We start from the raw sequence: 16,415 nt of genomic DNA, 5'->3' as shown, positions 1-16,415 counted from the left end.
CCTTGCGATTGCAATCAACTGCCGTCCGCCTGACCATGCGGATGACGATGCCTGCCAGGCCGGTCTTCTGGCTCGGGATCAACCCGCATCCGGCGCCTTCCCGTCATCGACAGTGGCATTTACCGGCGCGGTCCCCCTTACAGCGTTGGGCACGCCACGGTATCAAACCGTGTTCCCGATTCTCCCGCTCGCGGCGGGCACCAGGCAGTGGCCGGGACTTTACGACGAAGCCCCTGCGCCGCCAATCCCCGCGGCGACGCGAACGGACGCAAGCGCGATTTTCCCCAACCATCAGGCCGCAACGCATGGCCATCGCCGCGCCAGGGCACTAGATAGGGAGCATGGCCACTCGTCTCTACACCCATCCGATCTTCCTCGAGCACATCACGCCACCCGGCCATCCGGAGCGGCCGGACCGCTTGCGCGCAATCGAGCGCGTGCTCGACGACGAGGCTTTTGCCGCGCTCGATCGCCTCGAGGCGCCACAAGGCGACGAGGCCACCATTCTCTACGCGCATCCCGAGGATTTCGTCGAGCGGGTACGCGCCGCCATTCCCGATACGGGCATCGCCCGCATAGATGCCGACACAACGGCCAGCCCGAAGAGCTGGCAAGCGGCGATCACCGCGATCGGCGCCGCCAACGCCGCCGTCGACGACGTCTTTGCCGGCAGGGCAGACAACGTTTTCGTCGCCGCCCGGCCGCCCGGCCATCATGCGGAGAAAGCGACGGCGATGGGCTTCTGCCTGTTCAACACGGCGGCCATCGCCGCACGTTATGCACAGCGCAAACACGATATCGAACGCGTCGCCATCGTCGACTGGGACGTGCATCACGGCAACGGCACGCAGGATGTTTTCTGGGACGATCCGTCCGTGCTTTATTGCTCGACGCACCAGATGCCGCTCTACCCCGGCACCGGAGCAAAGAACGAAACCGGCGCCGGCAACATCGTCAACGCGCCGCTTGCGCCGCAGACCGGCAGCGAGGCGTTCCGCGATGCCTTCCTGTCGCGCGTGCTGCCCTCGCTCGACAATTTTGCACCCGACCTGATCATCATTTCGGCCGGCTTCGACGCGCATCATCGCGATCCGCTGGCCGAGATCAACCTGACCGAGGATGATTTCGACTGGGCGACCGGCCAACTCATGCAGCGCGCGGCGCGCCACAGCGCCAACCGGCTCGTCAGCCTGCTCGAGGGCGGCTACGATCTGCAAGGATTGGCATTTTCGGTCGCCGCCCATGTCGGGCGACTGATGAAAGGATGAATGATGGCTGGTGAAATCAACGAAGACGTCAAGGCGATGAGCTTCGAACAGGCTCTCGACGCGCTGGAGAAGATCGTCGATGATCTGGAGCGTGGCGATGTGCCGCTCGACCAGTCGATCAAGATCTACGAGCGCGGCGAGGCGCTGAAGGTGCATTGCGACCGGCTGCTCAAGGCGGCCGAGGACAAGGTGGAGAAGATCAGGCTGTCCCGCGACGGCAAGCCGGTCGGGACGGAGCCGCTGGACGCGGATTGAGGCACGCAGCCGTCTCTCTGGTTTTTGACACGATCATGATTGAGGATAGAACGCGTCCCGATTGAAACGGCTCCAGGACAAGAGGAGATACGGAAGCGATGTGCAGAAACATCAAGACCCTGTTCAATTTTGATCCGCCGGCGACCAACGACGAGGTGCGCGATGCAGCCCTTCAATTCGTTCGCAAGCTGAGCGGAACGACGCGGCCTTCGAAGCAGAACCAGCACGCATTCGACCATGCCGTCGAGGCCATCGCGGCGTCGGCGCGCGAGCTTCTCGATTCGCTTGAAACCAACCAGCATCCGCGCAATCGCGAGGAGGTTGCGGCCAAGCTGCGGGCGAAGGCGGCGATCCGCTTTGCCTGATCTGGCCAAAGCAGCCATCGGCCGCTGACAAGGAGAGTTCATGAGCTTCTTTCCCGGGAAGGATCCTGAAGCCGGCGATGCCTTTGCCGGCGACCAGATCGAATTGATGGTCATTCCGAACGCCAAGGACATTGGCGGTTTTCAGGTTCGCCGCGCCTTGCCGACCGCCAAAAGGCGGCTGGTCGGTCCCTTCATCTTCTTCGACCGCATGGGCCCGGCCATCCTGCGTGCCGGTCAGGCGCTCGACGTCCGGCCGCATCCTCATATCGGCCTGTCGACGGTCACCTACCTGTTCGACGGCAGGATCAGGCATCGCGATTCGCTCGGCACCGAGATGGTGATCGAGCCGGGTGACGTGAACCTGATGACCGCCGGCCGCGGCATCGTCCATTCGGAGCGCACGCCGGAAGAACTGCGCGGCGCGCCGATGTCGATCTCGGGGCTGCAGACATGGTTGGCGCTGCCGGACGGCAAGGAGGACGTGGCGCCGGTTTTCGAAAACACCGCTGTCGCGCGGCTTCCCGACATCGACGCGGAAGGCGTCAGCGGCCGCATCGTTATAGGCGATTTCCAGGGGCTGCGTTCCCCGGTGCGAGCCGATTCCGAGACGCTCTACGCCGACCTCAGGCTGGCGCCCGGCGCCAGCGTGAAAATCCCTGCCGACGCGGAAGAACGCGCCATCTATACGCTGGAAGGCGAGGTCTCGATTTCCGGCGACGTGTTTCCGGCGGAACGGCTGCTGGTGTTCCGGCCCGGCGACGAGATCGTCGTATCCTCACAGGCTGGTGCCCATTTCATGCTGTTCGGCGGTGCCTCGCTGGGCTCGAAGCGCTACATCTGGTGGAATTTTGTCTCGTCCTCCAAGGAGCGCATCGAACAGGCCAAGCAAGAATGGAAGACCGGCCGCTTCGACATCGTTCCCGGCGATGAGGAAGAGTTCATTCCACTGCCGGAAGGCTGAGGAAATCGACGACGGGGCGTGCCTTTCGCGTCATTTGGCAGGCATTTACTTTCGCCTGCCGGCGGCCTATCCCGCGCATGAACAGAAGCTTGGGCCTACCCGTGAACGCAACGCCGCATACGCCGCTTCTCGACAAGGTCCTCATCCCGGCCGAGCTGCGCACGCTTTCCGAAAGCGAATTGCCGCAATTGGCATCAGAGCTCCGCCTCGAACTGATCGACGCGGTGTCGCGCACCGGCGGTCATCTCGGCGCCGGGCTTGGCGTGGTCGAACTGACCGTGGCGCTGCACTATGTCTTCAATACCCCCGATGACCGGCTGATCTGGGATGTTGGCCACCAGGCCTATCCGCACAAGATCCTGACCGGGCGCCGCGATCGCATCCGCACCCTGCGCCAGGAGGGCGGCCTCTCCGGCTTCACCCGCCGCACCGAGAGCGAATACGATCCGTTTGGCGCCGCCCACTCCTCGACGTCGATATCGGCCGGCCTCGGCATGGCGGCGGCCCGCGATCTTGCCGGCGGCCGCAACAATGTCATCGCTGTCATCGGCGACGGCGCCATGTCGGCCGGCATGGCCTACGAGGCGATGAACAATGCCGGCGCGCTCGATGCCCGCCTGATCGTCATCCTCAACGACAACGACATGTCGATCGCCCCGCCGACCGGCGCCATGAGCGCCTATCTGGCGCGCCTGGCCTCTGGCAAGGCCTATGTCGGCCTGCGCGACTTCGGCAAGAAACTGACCTCGTATCTTGGCAAGCGTGCCGACCGTGCCATCACCAGGGCGGTCGAGCATGCGCGCGGCTACGTCACCGGCGGCACGCTGTTCGAGGAGCTCGGCTTCTACCATATCGGTCCGATCGACGGCCACAATCTGGACCATCTGATCCCGGTGCTGAAAAATGTCCGTGACAATGGCAAGGGCCCCGTGCTGATCCATGTCGTCACCCAGAAGGGCAAGGGCTACGCGCCGGCCGAGGCCGCGGCCGACAAATATCACGGCGTCAACAAGTTCGACGTCATCACCGGCGCTCAGGCCAAGGCCCCGGCCAACGCGCCGGCCTATACCAAGGTGTTCGCCGAAAGCCTGATCCGGGAGGCCCAGGAGGACGAGCGCATCGTCGCCGTCACCGCCGCTATGCCGGGCGGCACCGGGCTTGATCTGTTCGGCGAAGTGTTTCCGGCCAGGACCTTCGACGTCGGCATCGCCGAACAGCATGCGGTGACGTTCGCGGCCGGCCTCGCGACCGAAGGCTACAAGCCGTTCGCGGCGATCTATTCGACCTTCTTGCAACGTGCCTACGATCAGGTCGTGCACGACGTGGCGATCCAGAAATTGCCGGTGCGCTTCCCCATCGATCGCGCCGGCTTCGTCGGAGCCGACGGCGCCACCCATTGCGGCGCCTTCGACACCACCTTCCTGGCCTCCCTGCCGGGCTTCGTCGTCATGGCGGCGGCCGACGAGGCGGAACTGCGCCACATGGTGCGCACCGCGGCAACCTACGATGACGGCCCGATCGCCTTCCGCTATCCGCGCGGCAATGGCGTCGGCGTCGACATGCCCGATCGCGGCTCGGTGCTCGAAATCGGCAAGGGCCGCATCATCAGGGAAGGCGGCAAGGTGGCACTCCTCTCCTTCGGCACGCGCTTGCAGGATTGCCTGATCGCGGCCGAGGAACTGGGCGCGTCCGGGCTTTCGACCACCGTCGCCGATGCGCGCTTCGCGAAGCCGCTCGACGAGGACCTGATCCGACGGCTGGCCCGCTCGCACGAGGTTCTGGTCACGGTGGAGGAGGGCGCCGTCGGCGGCTTCGCCAGTCACGTTTTGCAGTTCCTCGCCCATGAGGGCCTGCTGGAAAGCGGTCTGAAAGTGCGCCCGCTTGTGCTACCGGACGTGTTTGCGGACCACGCCAAGCCGGAAAAGATGTATGCCGATGCCGGTCTCGATGCCGCCGGCATCGTCCATACGGTTTTCACCGCCCTCGGGCAGGCGGTCCGCGCCCAGCGCGCCTGACTCGACACATCAAGCGCTTGAATCGGTTTGCCGGCTCGATGTCGTAACGCATTGTTGACATTGCGGTTTGGCGTTTTGCTTACCGTGTCTCTTGCCCGTTTTTCAACGGCACGCTGCTAGGTTCTGGCCAGGCAGGGAGACAACAACAGTGAAGACGCTTCTGTGCGGCATGGCGATCCTGACCGCCATCGCAGCGCCGGCCATCGCCGGAACGCGCTACGAACGCAATCTCGAGAAGGCGGCCGCGGATATAGTCGCCAGCAGGATGGGGCATATCAGGGGCGGCTTCTCCTACAAGCAGCTGCCGCAGCTTGTTGTCCCGCCGGACGCCGCATCGGCATCCGCCGCGCCAGTCGAGCGCCCGCGCAGGGAAGTTGCCCGCGATCGGGATGACGGCCTGTCTCCCGCCGTCGAACGGCAGGCTCCCCGCACCATCTTCTGATCTCGCCCAAATCAAACCACCCAAATCAAAACCACATGTCGCGCACGCAGCGGCCGTCGCGCGGCAGATCGTCGTAGGTCTCGAGACCGTCGAAATGGTCGATCGGCAGGTCGGCCACGGCTTCCGGCGGCGCAAGCCTTACATTGACGGCGATCCGCGTGCGGCCGGACTCGGCTGGGCGCAAACCGCGCCAGGCAAGCACGCACGCACATGTCGGGCAGAACAGGATCTCGAGCGTGGGTTCGGCCTTGCCGGCACGTTTATAGCTTTTTATCGGCCCCACGACGCGGATACGTTCATCGACAAAGTCGTAGGCCCAGAGCGTGCCGTAACGTCGGCACAGCGTGCAGTTGCAAGCGGTGATCGGCCCGGGATCGCCCTTCAAGGTCCAGTGGGCCGCACCGCAATGGCAGGTTCCCGTAAGCATCCGTCCTCCTTCGCCTTCGGCAGCAAAACGGCGTTTCTTCCTTATCATCGTGGCCGACCTGATGCGATATGCGACTGGCCGCGAGCGGCTCTCTGCGGTCGCTGCCCTGCGGCGATGTTGCTTCTCCTGCTCCAATCTCCTTGCCTTCGCCGCCGGCTTTCGCCAAGGAAGACCGATGAATTTTCCCCGGCCAGCCAGCACGCGCCAGCGGCTCGACGATCTGCTCGTAGCGCGTGGGCTGTTTTCCAGCCGCTCGCGTGCACGTGACGCGATCGAACGTGGTACGGTAACTGTTGATGGCGTCATTGGCCGCAAGCCGGGTCAGGCCGTGCAACCGGAATGCGTCATCGCCGTTGATGACCCGGCCCAAGGCTATGTCTCACGCGCGGCGCTGAAGCTGATCGCCGGGCTCGACCATTTCGGCCTCGATCCGGCCGGCTGTGAGGCGCTCGACATCGGCGCCTCGACCGGCGGATTCACCCAGGTCCTGCTCGAACGCGGCGCGACCCATGTCACGGCGATCGATGTCGGTCACGGACAGATGCATGCTGATATCGGCAAGGACGCGCGCGTGACGGTCATCGAGGGGCTGAACGCCCGCGATCTCTCAACCGCCGATCTTGGCGGCCGGAGTCCGGACTTCATAGTCTCCGACGTCAGTTTCATTTCACTGAAACTGGCCCTGCCGCCTGCGCTTGCCATCGCCAAGCCGGGTGCCGCAGCGATGTTTCTGGTCAAGCCGCAGTTCGAGGCGGGTCGCGAGGCGATCGGCAAGGGCGGCCTGCTGAAAGACCCCTATCATGCCGCCCGTGTCGCCGGCTTGCTGCAGGATTGGCTGGATGCCGTGCCCGGCTGGCGCTCGCTCGGCTTGCATCTGTCGCCAATCGAGGGCGGTGACGGCAATCGCGAATTCCTGCTTGGTGGGGTCAAGGACCGATGAGCGCACGCTTCACCATCAAAAAGCTTGGCGCCCAGGGGGATGGCATCGCCGACACCGAAAGCGGCGATCTGTTCATTCCTTTCACGCTGCCAGGCGAGGTCGTCACCGCGGCGCGTGAAAGGGATCGCGCCACGCTGATGGCGCTGATCGAGGCCTCGCCCCTGCGCATCGAACCCGCCTGCCGACATTTCGGCGAGTGCGGCGGCTGCGCCCTCCAGCATTTGGAGGCGCAAGCCTATCAGCAGTGGAAGCGCGAGAAGGTCGTGCATGCGCTGAGAGGCATCGATTGCGAAATAGGCGGTCTGGTCGCCTGCGCGCCGCACACGCGCCGCCGCGTCGTGCTCGCCGCCAGGCGCACCGAAACAGGCATGCTGCTCGGCTTCAATCGCCATCTGTCGCCGGAAATCATTTCCATCTCCGAATGCCCGATCTCGCTGCCTGGGATCGTCAGCGCGCTCGACGGCTTGAGGGCACTCGCCGAATTGATCTGCGCCACCCCGAAATCGTTTCGCATGGCGGTCACAGTGACGGATTCCGGCCTCGACGTGGCGGTGCATGAATCGGGCAAGCTCGGCGAAAACCAGCGCCGCATCGCCGCCAATTTTGTCATTGCGCAGGGCTTTGCCAGACTGTCCATCGATGACGAGATCATCATCGAGCCGAAGAAGCCTGTCGTCATGTTCGGCAGCGTTGCCGTCGCGGTGCCGCCGGGCGCCTTCCTGCAGGCGACGGAGGCAGCCGAACGGACCATGGCCGATATCGTCGGCGGACATCTGAAACGTGCCAAAAAAATTGCCGATCTCTTCGCCGGCTGCGGCAGCTTCGCCCTGCGGTTGGCCGCGAGATCGGAAGTGCATGCGGTGGAGGGCGATGCGGCCGCACTTTCGGCGCTCGATCGGGGTTCACGCTTCGCCACCGGCCTGAAACGCGTGACCGGCGAGCGCCGAGACCTGTTCCGCCGTCCGCTGACGTTCAAGGAGTTAAACGCCTTTGATGGCGTTGTCTTCGATCCGCCCCGCGCGGGCGCGGAGGATCAGTCGAAGCAGATCGCCCGCTCGGATGTTCCATTCGTTGCCGCGGTCTCCTGCAACCCGGTGACGCTCGCGCGGGATTTGCGCATCCTCATCGACGGCGGCTACGCGGTGAAAAGCGTGACGCCGATCGATCAGTTTCTGTGGTCGCCCCATGTCGAGGCTGTTGCCTTGCTGGAGAAGCCGCGGAAAAGACGTTAGGCGCTTAGCCCTGCTCAGCGAGACTGGTCGCGTCATGCAGTCTGCCCCGAAATCCCAGCCAGATTTATCGCTAAAGTTGTGGATCATCGCCACTGCGGTTGAATCTGCCCCGCAAAAAGGCATAATCCAAATTGGGATAGGGGGAGAAGATGATTTCACCAGGTTTTGTTGCCGAGATTTTTGGTTCGGCTCTCATCATGGCGCTCACCGGTGCGGTGCTCGCTTGGATCTTGAGAAAATTCACGCGTGTGGGGCTGGTGCCATCCTATGCGCTTGGCGTCGCGGTCATGACGTTTGTCGGCGCTGCGCTCTATGTCTCGGGCCATGATGGGACCGTCGACTACCTGAGTGCATGGACCCAGTACGCGATCGGCGGCGTTATCGGCTTCCTGATCCTGTATGCCACGTCGCGCCGGTCTGTGAGCAAGACCTAGCAGACTGGCCACGAGGCGGCTTCAAACCCTTGTGCCGCCGACCGTCATCTGGTCCATCCTGAGGTGCGGCTGGCCGACGCCGACCGGCACGCCCTGTCCAGCCTTGCCGCACATACCGATGCCGTTGTCGAGCTTCATGTCATTGCCGATCATCGAAACGCGGTGCATGGCGTCGGGCCCGTTACCGATCAGCATGGCGCCCTTGATCGGTTGCGTCACCTTGCCGTTCTCGATCATGTAGGCTTCGGTGCAGCCGAACACGAACTTTCCGGAGGTGATGTCGACCTGGCCGCCGCCGAAGGAGACGGCATAGATGCCGTTCCTGACCGAGGCGATGATCTCGTCCGGCTCCATGTCGCCCGATGTCATGTAGGTGTTGGTCATGCGCGGCATCGGCTGGTGCGCGTAGCCCTCGCGCCTTCCGTTGCCGGTGGCCCGCATGCCCATCAGCCGGGCGTTCTGGCGGTCCTGCATGTAACCGACCAGCTTGCCGTCCTCGATCAGCACGTTGCGCGCCGAAGGCGTGCCTTCATCGTCGACGGTGAGCGACCCGCGTCGTTCCGCGATCGTGCCGTCATCGACGACGGTGACGCCCTTTGCCGCCACCTGCTGGCCCATCAGGCCGGCGAAAGCGGATGTCTTCTTGCGGTTGAAGTCGCCTTCCAGCCCGTGGCCGACGGCCTCGTGCAGCATGACGCCGGGCCAGCCGCTGGAGAGCACGATGTCGAAAGTGCCGGCCGGCGCCGGTACGGCTTCGAGATTGACCAGCGCCTGACGCAGCGCCTCCTTGGCGGCGTGCTTCCAGCTGTCCTCGACGAGGAAGTCGCCGAACGCCTTGCGTCCGCCCATGCCGTAGGAGCCGCTTTCCTGGCGGTCGCCGTCGCCGACCACCACCGACACGTTCACCCTGACCAGCGGCCGGATGTCGCGCACCACCTGGCCGTCGGCGCGCACGATCTCGACATGCTGCCAGGACGAGGTCAGCGATGCCGAGACCTGGCGCACGCGCGGATCCTCGGCGCGCAGCCATGCGTCGACTTCCTGCAACAGCTTCGCCTTGGCCTCGAAGGAAGGGGAGGGGATCGGGTTCTCATCGCCATAGAGATGGCGGTTGGTGCGGGCGGGCGCGGCGGCAAGCGTTCCGGAATAACCGCCCTTGACGGTCGAGACGGCGTTAGCCGCGCGTCGCAGCGAAGCCTCGGACAGGTCGCTGGAGTGGGCATAGCCGCTGGCTTCGCCGGCAACCGCGCGTAGGCCGAAACCCTGGTCGGTGTTGAAATTGGCCGTCTTCAGCCGACCGTTGTCGAACATCAGCGCTTCGCTCTCGCTGTATTCGACGAACAACTCGCCATCGTCGGCGCCGTTGATGGTCTCTGCGACGATCTCCTTGACGCGATCGTCGGAAATATCGAATTGGCCGATAAGGCTGTTCATGGCGTATGTCCGTGGATGAATGGTTATATCCGGGATGTAGGCGCGAAGCCGCGCCCAGACAATCGCCAATCGTCATTCAAATGCAGGGCGGCGGCGTCCCGGATCTATCCCAGGTCCGGAAAACCTATCGTTGATCGGCAGCTCCCGGGTCGAGGCGCGGGAGTCTACGGCAGGGCCGCAAATCCGTCGGCAAAACCCTTGAGGTCCACCGGGATGCCGATGCCTTCTTCTGGCGTCTGGAAGACGATGAACGTGGCCGACGTGCCGGTCTTCAGCGTATCGAGCAGCGGCTTCTCGAGAATGACCTCAGCGTAGCAGCCGTCCTGGAAGCAGCGCACGAAATAAGCGCGGCCGATATCCTTGCCGTCGACATTGAGGCCGAGCCCGTTGGGCAAGAGCACGCCGAGCGGCGCCAGCACGCGCAGGATCTCCGCCTTGTTGTCGGCGGTGCGCAGCACCACGACCGACAGCCCCATCTCGGGGCGGTCCTCGGCGACGACGTTCTGCATCATCACGCATTGTTCGGACGTGGCGCCGGCCGGCGTGTCGCAGATGATCGACCACGCGCCATGGGTCGAGCGCACCGTGCCGCTCGGCTGGGCCGCGTTGGCCTGGCCGGCGGCCGACAAGCCGGCGACGGACAAGGCGGCGAGAAAGATGACCTTCGCCAAGGGGCTCGAAAGCCCAAATCCCGACAGCCAAGAGTTCATGACGGCTCCATTGCGAATCACGGCACTTTAAGCCGCGCCAAAGCCAAGTAAAGGACGAGACAGCGGCCGAGCCGCCACGAAAATGCCCATGCGGCGCTTTTCCTAGCCAATTTCGCCCGAATTACGACGCCAGGCGCGCCGGCCGGCAGGAAGCAGCCGATCCGTTGAACATAGCCGATTCGCCATGGCGGCCGCCGCCTTCAAAGATGCATTCCGGCTTGCGCGCAAAAATGCCGCACGGTTTCCTCCGCTCCTTTCTTGCGGAGGGAAAAAGAGTATGGTTTGAACCAGCTTGAGACAGTCGGGATTCCCGTCCCGGCATTGTTCGTTATTCTCGTGGACACAGCCGCGAGGAACTGGGAGACGAAGAGGGCGATGAGAAATTTCCTGGCAAACGCCAAGCTTCCAGCAAGTGCCAAGTTTCTAAGCGCTTGTGCCGTTACCACGTTTTTCGCCGGCACGGCCGCCCATGCCGATCAGCCCGTCGAGTGGGAGACGACCTTCCAGGCGCCGGCAACCGACATGATGCGCCAGATCGAGTGGTTCGGAAACTACACGATGTGGTTCATCATCCCGATCACCGCCCTGGTATTGGTCCTTCTGATCTACTGCATCGTGAAATTCCGCGCGAGCGCCAACCCGGTTCCGTCCAAGACCAGCCACAACACGCTGATCGAGGTGATCTGGACTGTCGGCCCCGTCGTCGTCCTGCTCTGCCTCGCCATCCCCTCGTTCCAGCTCTTGACCGCGCAGTACACGCCGCCGGAAGAAGCCAAGCTCACCGTCAAGGCGACGGGCAACCAGTGGAACTGGGATTACGAATACCAGACCGACAACACGCTCTCGTTCAACTCGGCGATCCTCCAGGATGGCGACCGTGCCGCCGCCGGCAAGGAAGATCGCAAGGTCTATCCGCGCCTGCTTGCCGTCGACAACGAGATGGTGGTGCCCGTCCACACGATGACCCGGGTGCTCGTCACCGCGACCGACGTGATCCATTCCTTCGCCATGCCGTCCTTCGGCATCAAGATCGATGCCATTCCCGGCCGCACCAACGAGACCTGGTTCAAGGCGGAGAAGGAAGGCCTCTACTACGGCCAGTGCTCGCAGCTCTGCGGCAAGGACCATGCCTTCATGCCGATCGCCATCCGCGTCGTCTCCGACGCGCAGTTCAAGACCTGGCTGGCTGCGGCCAAGACCGATCTGCCCGGCGCCAACAAGACGCTGATGGCCGAGGTCGATGGCCAGAACAAGGTAGCGGCCGCCGGCAACTGATGCCGCGGGTTAGCAAGATTTAGGGAACGGAGCGGAACATGGCAGACGCTGCAGCTCACGACGGGCACGACCACAAGCCTTATCATGGTTGGGTGCGCTGGGTTTATTCGACCAACCACAAGGACATCGGTACGCTCTACCTGATCTTCGCGATCATGGCCGGCATCATCGGCGGCGCGCTGTCGGTCGCCATCCGCATGGAGTTGCAGGAGCCTGGCATCCAGATCTTCAGCGGTCTGGCGCAGATGGTCTACGGCATGAACGGTGACGCCGCGATCGACGGCGGCAAGAGCATGTACAACGCCTTCGCCACGGCGCACGCGCTGATCATGATCTTCTTCATGGTCATGCCGGCCCTGATCGGCGGTTTTGCCAACTGGATGGTGCCGATCATGATCGGCGCCCCGGACATGGCGTTCCCGCGCATGAACAACATCTCGTTCTGGCTGCTGCCGCCGGCTTTCATCCTGCTGCTTATCTCGATGTTCGTGCCGAGCGCGCCTGGCGCCTACGGCGTCGGCGGCGGCTGGACGCTCTATCCGCCGCTTTCGACCTCCGGTCAGCCCGGTCCGGCCATGGATCTGGCGATCCTGTCGATCCACATCGCCGGCGCGTCCTCGATCCTGGGTGCCATCAACTTCATCACCACCATCTTCAACATGCGCGCGCCAGGCATGACGCTGCACAAGATGCCGCTGTTTGCTTGGTCGGTGCTGGTCACCGCATTCCTGCTGCTGTTGTCGCTTCCGGTCCTTGCCGGCGGCATCACCATGCTGCTTACCGACCGCAATTTCGGCACGACCTTTTTCGCTCCCGATGGCGGCGGCGATCCGCTGCTGTTCCAGCACCTGTTCTGGTTCTTCGGCCATCCGGAAGTGTATATCCTGATCCTGCCGGGCTTCGGCATCATCAGCCATATCGTCTCCACCTTCTCGCGCAAGCCGGTGTTCGGCTATCTCGGCATGGCCTACGCCATGGTCGCGATCGGCGCGGTCGGCTTCATCGTCTGGGCGCACCACATGTACACGACCGGCCTGTCGCTCGACACGCAGCGCTACTTCGTCTTCGCCACCATGGTCATCGCGGTGCCGACGGGCGTGAAGATCTTCTCCTGGATCGCGACGATGTGGGGCGGATCGATATCGTTCAAGCCGCCGATGCTGTGGGCGCTGGGCTTCATCTTCCTGTTCACGATCGGTGGTGTTACCGGGGTTCAGCTGGCCAATGCCGGTCTCGACCGGTCGCTGCACGACACCTATTTCGTGATCGCGCACTTCCATTACGTGCTGTCGCTGGGGGCGGTGTTCGCCATCTTCGCCGGCTGGTACTACTGGTTCCCGAAGATGACCGGCTACATGTATTCGCCCGTCATCGCCAACACCCATTTCTGGGTCATGTTCGTCGGCGTCAACCTTGTCTTCTTCCCGCAGCACTTCCTCGGCCTTGCCGGCATGCCGCGCCGCACCATCGACTATCCGGACGCGTTTGCGGGCTGGAACATGGTGTCGTCCTACGGTTCGTACATTTCGGCCGTCGGCGTGGTGATCTTCCTCTATGGCGTGTTCGAAGCCTTCCAGAAGAAGCGGATCGCTGGCGCCAATCCATGGGGCGAGGGCGCAACGACGCTGGAATGGCAGCTGCCGTCGCCGCCGCCGTTCCACCAATGGGAGCAGCTGCCGAAGATCAAATAAGGCGGCAGCCCGGAATCGAAACCGCCGGCCTGCCGGCGGTTTCGGCCAAACGGAATATGGATTTGAGTACGCATGGCCCTTGTCGACGAAACCAGCATTGACGAAGCGGGCTTCCGCATGTCGGAAGCGACGGCGGGTGATTTCTTCGCCCTCCTGAAGCCGCGCGTCATGTCGCTGGTGGTGTTCACCGCCTTTGTCGGACTGGTCGCGGCACCCGTGACCATCAATCCGCTGCTGGCGGTGATCGCGATCCTGGCTATTGCCATCGGGGCTGGTGCCTCCGGCGCGCTCAATATGTGGTACGATGCCGATATCGACGCGGTGATGACACGCACCGCCACCCGCCCGGTGCCGGCCGGCCGCATCCAGCCCCACGAGGCGTTGAGCTTTGGGTTGGTGCTTTCGGTTTTGTCGGTGATGACGCTCGGCGTGCTGGTCAACTGGCTGTCGGCGGCGCTGCTGGCCTTCACCATCTTCTTCTATGCCGTCGTCTACACAATGTGGCTGAAGCGCTGGACGCCGCAGAACATCGTCATCGGCGGTGCTGCCGGCGCCATTCCGCCCGTGATCGGCTGGGCCGCGGTGACCGGCACGGTCAGCCTGGAGAGCGTCGTCCTGTTCCTCATCATCTTCCTGTGGACGCCGCCGCATTTCTGGGCGCTGGCGCTGTTCAAGTCGCAGGATTATGAACGCGCCGGCATCCCGATGATGCCCAATGTCGCCGGCCCGGCGTCGACCCGCCGTCAGATCTTCGCCTATGCTCTGGTGCTGGCCCCGGTCGGTGTGCTGCCGTGGCTGCTTGGCTACACCACGCCGTTCTATGGCGTGGCTGCCCTGCTGCTCGGGCTCGGCTTTGTCTGGTATGCGTGGAAAGTGCTTGGCATGTCCGACGACGATCGCGCGATGAAGCCAGCCAAGGCGTTGTTCGGCTATTCGCTGCTCTATCTCTTCGCCATCTTCGCCGTCTATCTCGCCGACAGCGTCGTCGAACGTGCACTTGCGGTGGGTGGAGCATGAGCATGATCGAAGACAAGCTCGAAACGGTCACCTTGACCGAACGCCAGCGGAAGGCCCGGCGCAACCGCTCGGTCGCCATCGGCGTAGCCTTGGCCGTGCTGGTCGTTATCTTCTATATCGCGACGATCGTGAAGTTCGGTCATAACCTCTCTGGCACGATGTGAGGCGGGAGATGGGTGTCGACACGAGCGCCAAACCGGCCGGGCACAACAGCAACCGCCTTGTTGCGGCCGTCTGCCTTGCCTTCTTCACCGGCATGATCGGCATGGCCTATGCCGCGGTGCCGCTGTACAAGATGTTCTGCCAGGCGACAGGCTATGGCGGCACGACGCAACGCGTCGAGAAGCAGTATGCCGGCCGCGTGCTCGATCGCGAGATCACCGTCCGCTTCGATGCCAATATCGCCGGCGTGCCGTGGGATTTCCAGCCGGTCCAGCGCTCGATGACCATGAAGATCGGCGAGACGGTGCAGGCGCACTATCAGGCGACCAACAAGTTCGATCGCCCCATCACCGGCCGCGCCACCTTCAATGTCCAGCCTGAACTGGCGGGTCCCTATTTCAACAAGGTCGAATGCTTCTGCTTCACCGACACCACGCTGAAGCCCGGCGAAACGCTTGACATGCCGGTCCTGTTCTACGTGGACCCCGATATCGTCAACGTGCCGGAACTGAAGGACGTGAAGACGATCACCCTGTCCTACACGATGTTTCCGGTCGAGAAGAACAAGCCGGTCGCATCGTCGGAGCCGGTCCAGGGCAACAGCAAGACAATTTCAAATACCGAAGGAAATCTCGGGGGTTGATATGGCAGACGCGCACGCAAAACATCACGACTATCATCTCGTCGACCCGAGCCCGTGGCCTTTCCTGGGATCGATAGGGGCGCTCGTCACCGCCTTTGGCGGCGTTTGCCTCATGGAATACCTGAAGGGCGGCTCGTTCCCGATCTTCGGCTTCAACATCGCCAATCCGTGGCTGTTCTTCATCGGCCTCGCGATCGTCCTCTACACCATGTTCGCCTGGTGGTCGGACACGATCAAGGAAGCGCATGAGGGCCATCATACGCGGGTCGTGTCGTTGCATCTGCGCTATGGCATGATCATGTTCATCGCCTCCGAGGTGATGTTCTTCGTCGCGTGGTTCTGGGCCTATTTCGATGCCAGCCTGTTTCCGAGCGAAGCCCATCAATATGCCCGCACCGCGTTCACCGGCGGCGTCTGGCCGCCGAAGGGCATGGAGGTTCTCGATCCTTTCCATCTGCCGCTCTACAACACCGTGATCCTGCTGTTGTCGGGCACCACGGTCACCTGGGCGCACCACTCCCTTATCCACGGTGATCGCAAGGGCCTGATCAACGGGCTGGTGCTGACCGTCGGCCTCGGCATGCTGTTTACCATGGTGCAGGCCTACGAGTACATGCATGCTCCGTTCGCCTTCAAGGATTCCATCTATGGCGCCACCTTCTTCATGGCGACCGGCTTCCACGGCTTCCATGTCATCATCGGCACCATCTTCTTGGCCGTCTGCCTGATCCGGGCCATGAAGGGCGATTTCACGCCCAAGCAGCATTTCGGTTTCGAGGCTGCCGCATGGTACTGGCATTTCGTCGACGTGGTCTGGCTGTTCTTGTTCGCCTCGATTTATGTCTGGGGATCGGTCGGCGCGGTAATCGAAGCCCATTGATACCGGTCTGATGATTTTTGAAGGGGCGGCTGCGGCAACGTGGCCGCCCTTCTTCTTTTCGGTGCAATGCGATCCGGGCGGTTGCGAGGGCGCGCAGTGTCGATGCCGGCGGCATGATCATGATCCACGGCCAGCCGAACGGATTCGGCGGCTGCTTCAATTGGTCGGCTGGACCGACGGCGGCATTGCCGTTACGGACTCCGGCATGGACGAAGTCTGGGCAGTGGTGGTCGATGGAATACCCATCAGGATTGAGCGGTAAGC

Annotated in this window: 18 protein-coding genes, 1 pseudogene and 1 riboswitch; of the genes and pseudogenes, 16 read left to right on the top strand and 3 right to left on the bottom strand. The window is 63.2% G+C overall.

The genetic code is table 11. The features are described from left to right. Positions 1–39: 39 nt before the first annotated feature. Positions 40–220: riboswitch (cobalamin riboswitch) on the bottom strand. Between the two features lie 121 nt (positions 221–341). The 6 genes from FJ973_RS25235 (at position 342) to FJ973_RS25210 (ending at position 5,306) form a co-directional block, all read left to right on the top strand. Next, positions 342–1,268, top strand: coding sequence for a histone deacetylase family protein (locus FJ973_RS25235; RefSeq protein ID WP_140558208.1), 927 nt, complete (start codon positions 342–344; stop codon positions 1,266–1,268). A 3-nt stretch (positions 1,269–1,271) separates the two neighbouring features. Next, the gene (locus FJ973_RS25230; RefSeq protein ID WP_140558206.1) at positions 1,272–1,523 is read left to right on the top strand and encodes an exodeoxyribonuclease VII small subunit; all 252 of its coding nucleotides are present in this window, start codon (positions 1,272–1,274) and stop codon (positions 1,521–1,523) included. Positions 1,524–1,621: 98 nt separating this feature from the next. Beyond that, positions 1,622–1,888 (top strand): DUF2277 domain-containing protein, encoded by a 267-nt coding sequence (locus FJ973_RS25225; RefSeq protein ID WP_010914875.1) that lies wholly within the window; start codon positions 1,622–1,624, stop codon positions 1,886–1,888. Positions 1,889–1,928: 40 nt separating this feature from the next. After that, the gene (locus FJ973_RS25220) at positions 1,929–2,849 is read left to right on the top strand and encodes a pirin family protein (protein ID WP_140558204.1); all 921 of its coding nucleotides are present in this window, start codon (positions 1,929–1,931) and stop codon (positions 2,847–2,849) included. Positions 2,850–2,926: 77 nt separating this feature from the next. After that, a complete protein-coding gene (dxs, locus tag FJ973_RS25215) occupies positions 2,927–4,864 on the top strand; it encodes a 1-deoxy-D-xylulose-5-phosphate synthase (protein ID WP_181170956.1) in 1,938 nt (645 codons plus the stop codon). A 148-nt stretch (positions 4,865–5,012) separates the two neighbouring features. Then, positions 5,013–5,306, top strand: a complete 294-nt coding sequence (locus FJ973_RS25210) for a hypothetical protein (protein ID WP_140558203.1) — start codon at positions 5,013–5,015, stop codon at positions 5,304–5,306. Between the two features lie 25 nt (positions 5,307–5,331). Here FJ973_RS25210 and FJ973_RS25205 read toward each other — a convergent pair whose 3' ends face one another. Next, positions 5,332–5,733 carry a GFA family protein gene (locus FJ973_RS25205; protein WP_140514816.1) on the bottom strand — a complete coding sequence of 134 codons (402 nt, stop codon included), beginning with the start codon at positions 5,731–5,733 and terminating at the stop codon, positions 5,332–5,334. Positions 5,734–5,908: 175 nt separating this feature from the next. On the opposite strand from FJ973_RS25205, the gene FJ973_RS25200 reads away from it, so the two are divergent. From FJ973_RS25200 to FJ973_RS25190, 3 genes are all read left to right on the top strand, one after another. Further along, the gene (locus tag FJ973_RS25200; protein WP_140514818.1) at positions 5,909–6,673 is read left to right on the top strand and encodes a TlyA family RNA methyltransferase; all 765 of its coding nucleotides are present in this window, start codon (positions 5,909–5,911) and stop codon (positions 6,671–6,673) included. Continuing rightward, positions 6,670–7,905 carry a class I SAM-dependent RNA methyltransferase gene (locus FJ973_RS25195; protein ID WP_140498072.1) on the top strand — a complete coding sequence of 412 codons (1,236 nt, stop codon included), beginning with the start codon at positions 6,670–6,672 and terminating at the stop codon, positions 7,903–7,905. The genes FJ973_RS25200 and FJ973_RS25195 overlap by 4 nt, the downstream gene beginning before the upstream one ends. Before the next feature lie 149 nt (positions 7,906–8,054). Next, entirely contained in the window at positions 8,055–8,339 is a 285-nt protein-coding gene (locus tag FJ973_RS25190) for a hypothetical protein (protein ID WP_140494980.1), read from the top strand. Between the two features lie 21 nt (positions 8,340–8,360). On the opposite strand, the gene tldD is transcribed toward FJ973_RS25190, so the two are convergent. Further along, positions 8,361–9,773: a metalloprotease TldD gene (gene tldD / locus FJ973_RS25185; protein ID WP_140494978.1), complete on the bottom strand. Its 1,413-nt coding sequence runs from the start codon at positions 9,771–9,773 to the stop codon at positions 8,361–8,363. Positions 9,774–9,937: 164 nt separating this feature from the next. After that, entirely contained in the window at positions 9,938–10,483 is a 546-nt protein-coding gene (locus tag FJ973_RS25180) for an invasion associated locus B family protein (RefSeq protein WP_140494976.1), read from the bottom strand. Between the two features lie 258 nt (positions 10,484–10,741). On the opposite strand from FJ973_RS25180, the gene coxB reads away from it, so the two are divergent. The 7 genes and pseudogenes from coxB to FJ973_RS31480 all read left to right on the top strand — a co-directional run. Next, complete coding sequence (coxB, locus tag FJ973_RS25175) at positions 10,742–11,758, top strand: cytochrome c oxidase subunit II (RefSeq protein ID WP_181167186.1); 1,017 nt, start codon at positions 10,742–10,744, stop codon at positions 11,756–11,758. A gap of 38 nt (positions 11,759–11,796) precedes the next feature. After that, complete coding sequence (gene ctaD / locus FJ973_RS25170) at positions 11,797–13,449, top strand: cytochrome c oxidase subunit I (protein WP_140494972.1); 1,653 nt, start codon at positions 11,797–11,799, stop codon at positions 13,447–13,449. Positions 13,450–13,521: 72 nt separating this feature from the next. Then, positions 13,522–14,466 (top strand): heme o synthase, encoded by a 945-nt coding sequence (locus tag FJ973_RS25165; protein ID WP_140494970.1) that lies wholly within the window; start codon positions 13,522–13,524, stop codon positions 14,464–14,466. Positions 14,467–14,468: 2 nt separating this feature from the next. Beyond that, positions 14,469–14,630, top strand: coding sequence for a hypothetical protein (locus tag FJ973_RS25160; RefSeq protein ID WP_140494968.1), 162 nt, complete (start codon positions 14,469–14,471; stop codon positions 14,628–14,630). Between the two features lie 8 nt (positions 14,631–14,638). Beyond that, positions 14,639–15,271 (top strand): cytochrome c oxidase assembly protein, encoded by a 633-nt coding sequence (locus FJ973_RS25155; RefSeq protein ID WP_140514826.1) that lies wholly within the window; start codon positions 14,639–14,641, stop codon positions 15,269–15,271. Position 15,272: 1 nt separating this feature from the next. Next, the gene (locus FJ973_RS25150) at positions 15,273–16,151 is read left to right on the top strand and encodes a cytochrome c oxidase subunit 3 (protein WP_140494964.1); all 879 of its coding nucleotides are present in this window, start codon (positions 15,273–15,275) and stop codon (positions 16,149–16,151) included. A 77-nt stretch (positions 16,152–16,228) separates the two neighbouring features. After that, a pseudogene (locus FJ973_RS31480) lies at positions 16,229–16,413 on the top strand (hypothetical protein); the annotation flags it as partial. Between the last annotated feature and the right edge of the window lie 2 nt (positions 16,414–16,415).

The organism is Mesorhizobium sp. B2-1-3 (genome assembly GCF_006442495.1).
Taxonomy (GTDB): domain Bacteria; phylum Pseudomonadota; class Alphaproteobacteria; order Rhizobiales; family Rhizobiaceae; genus Mesorhizobium.
The sequence above is the reverse complement of the archived record's forward strand: the minus strand, read 5'-3'. Positions and strand labels throughout refer to the sequence as shown.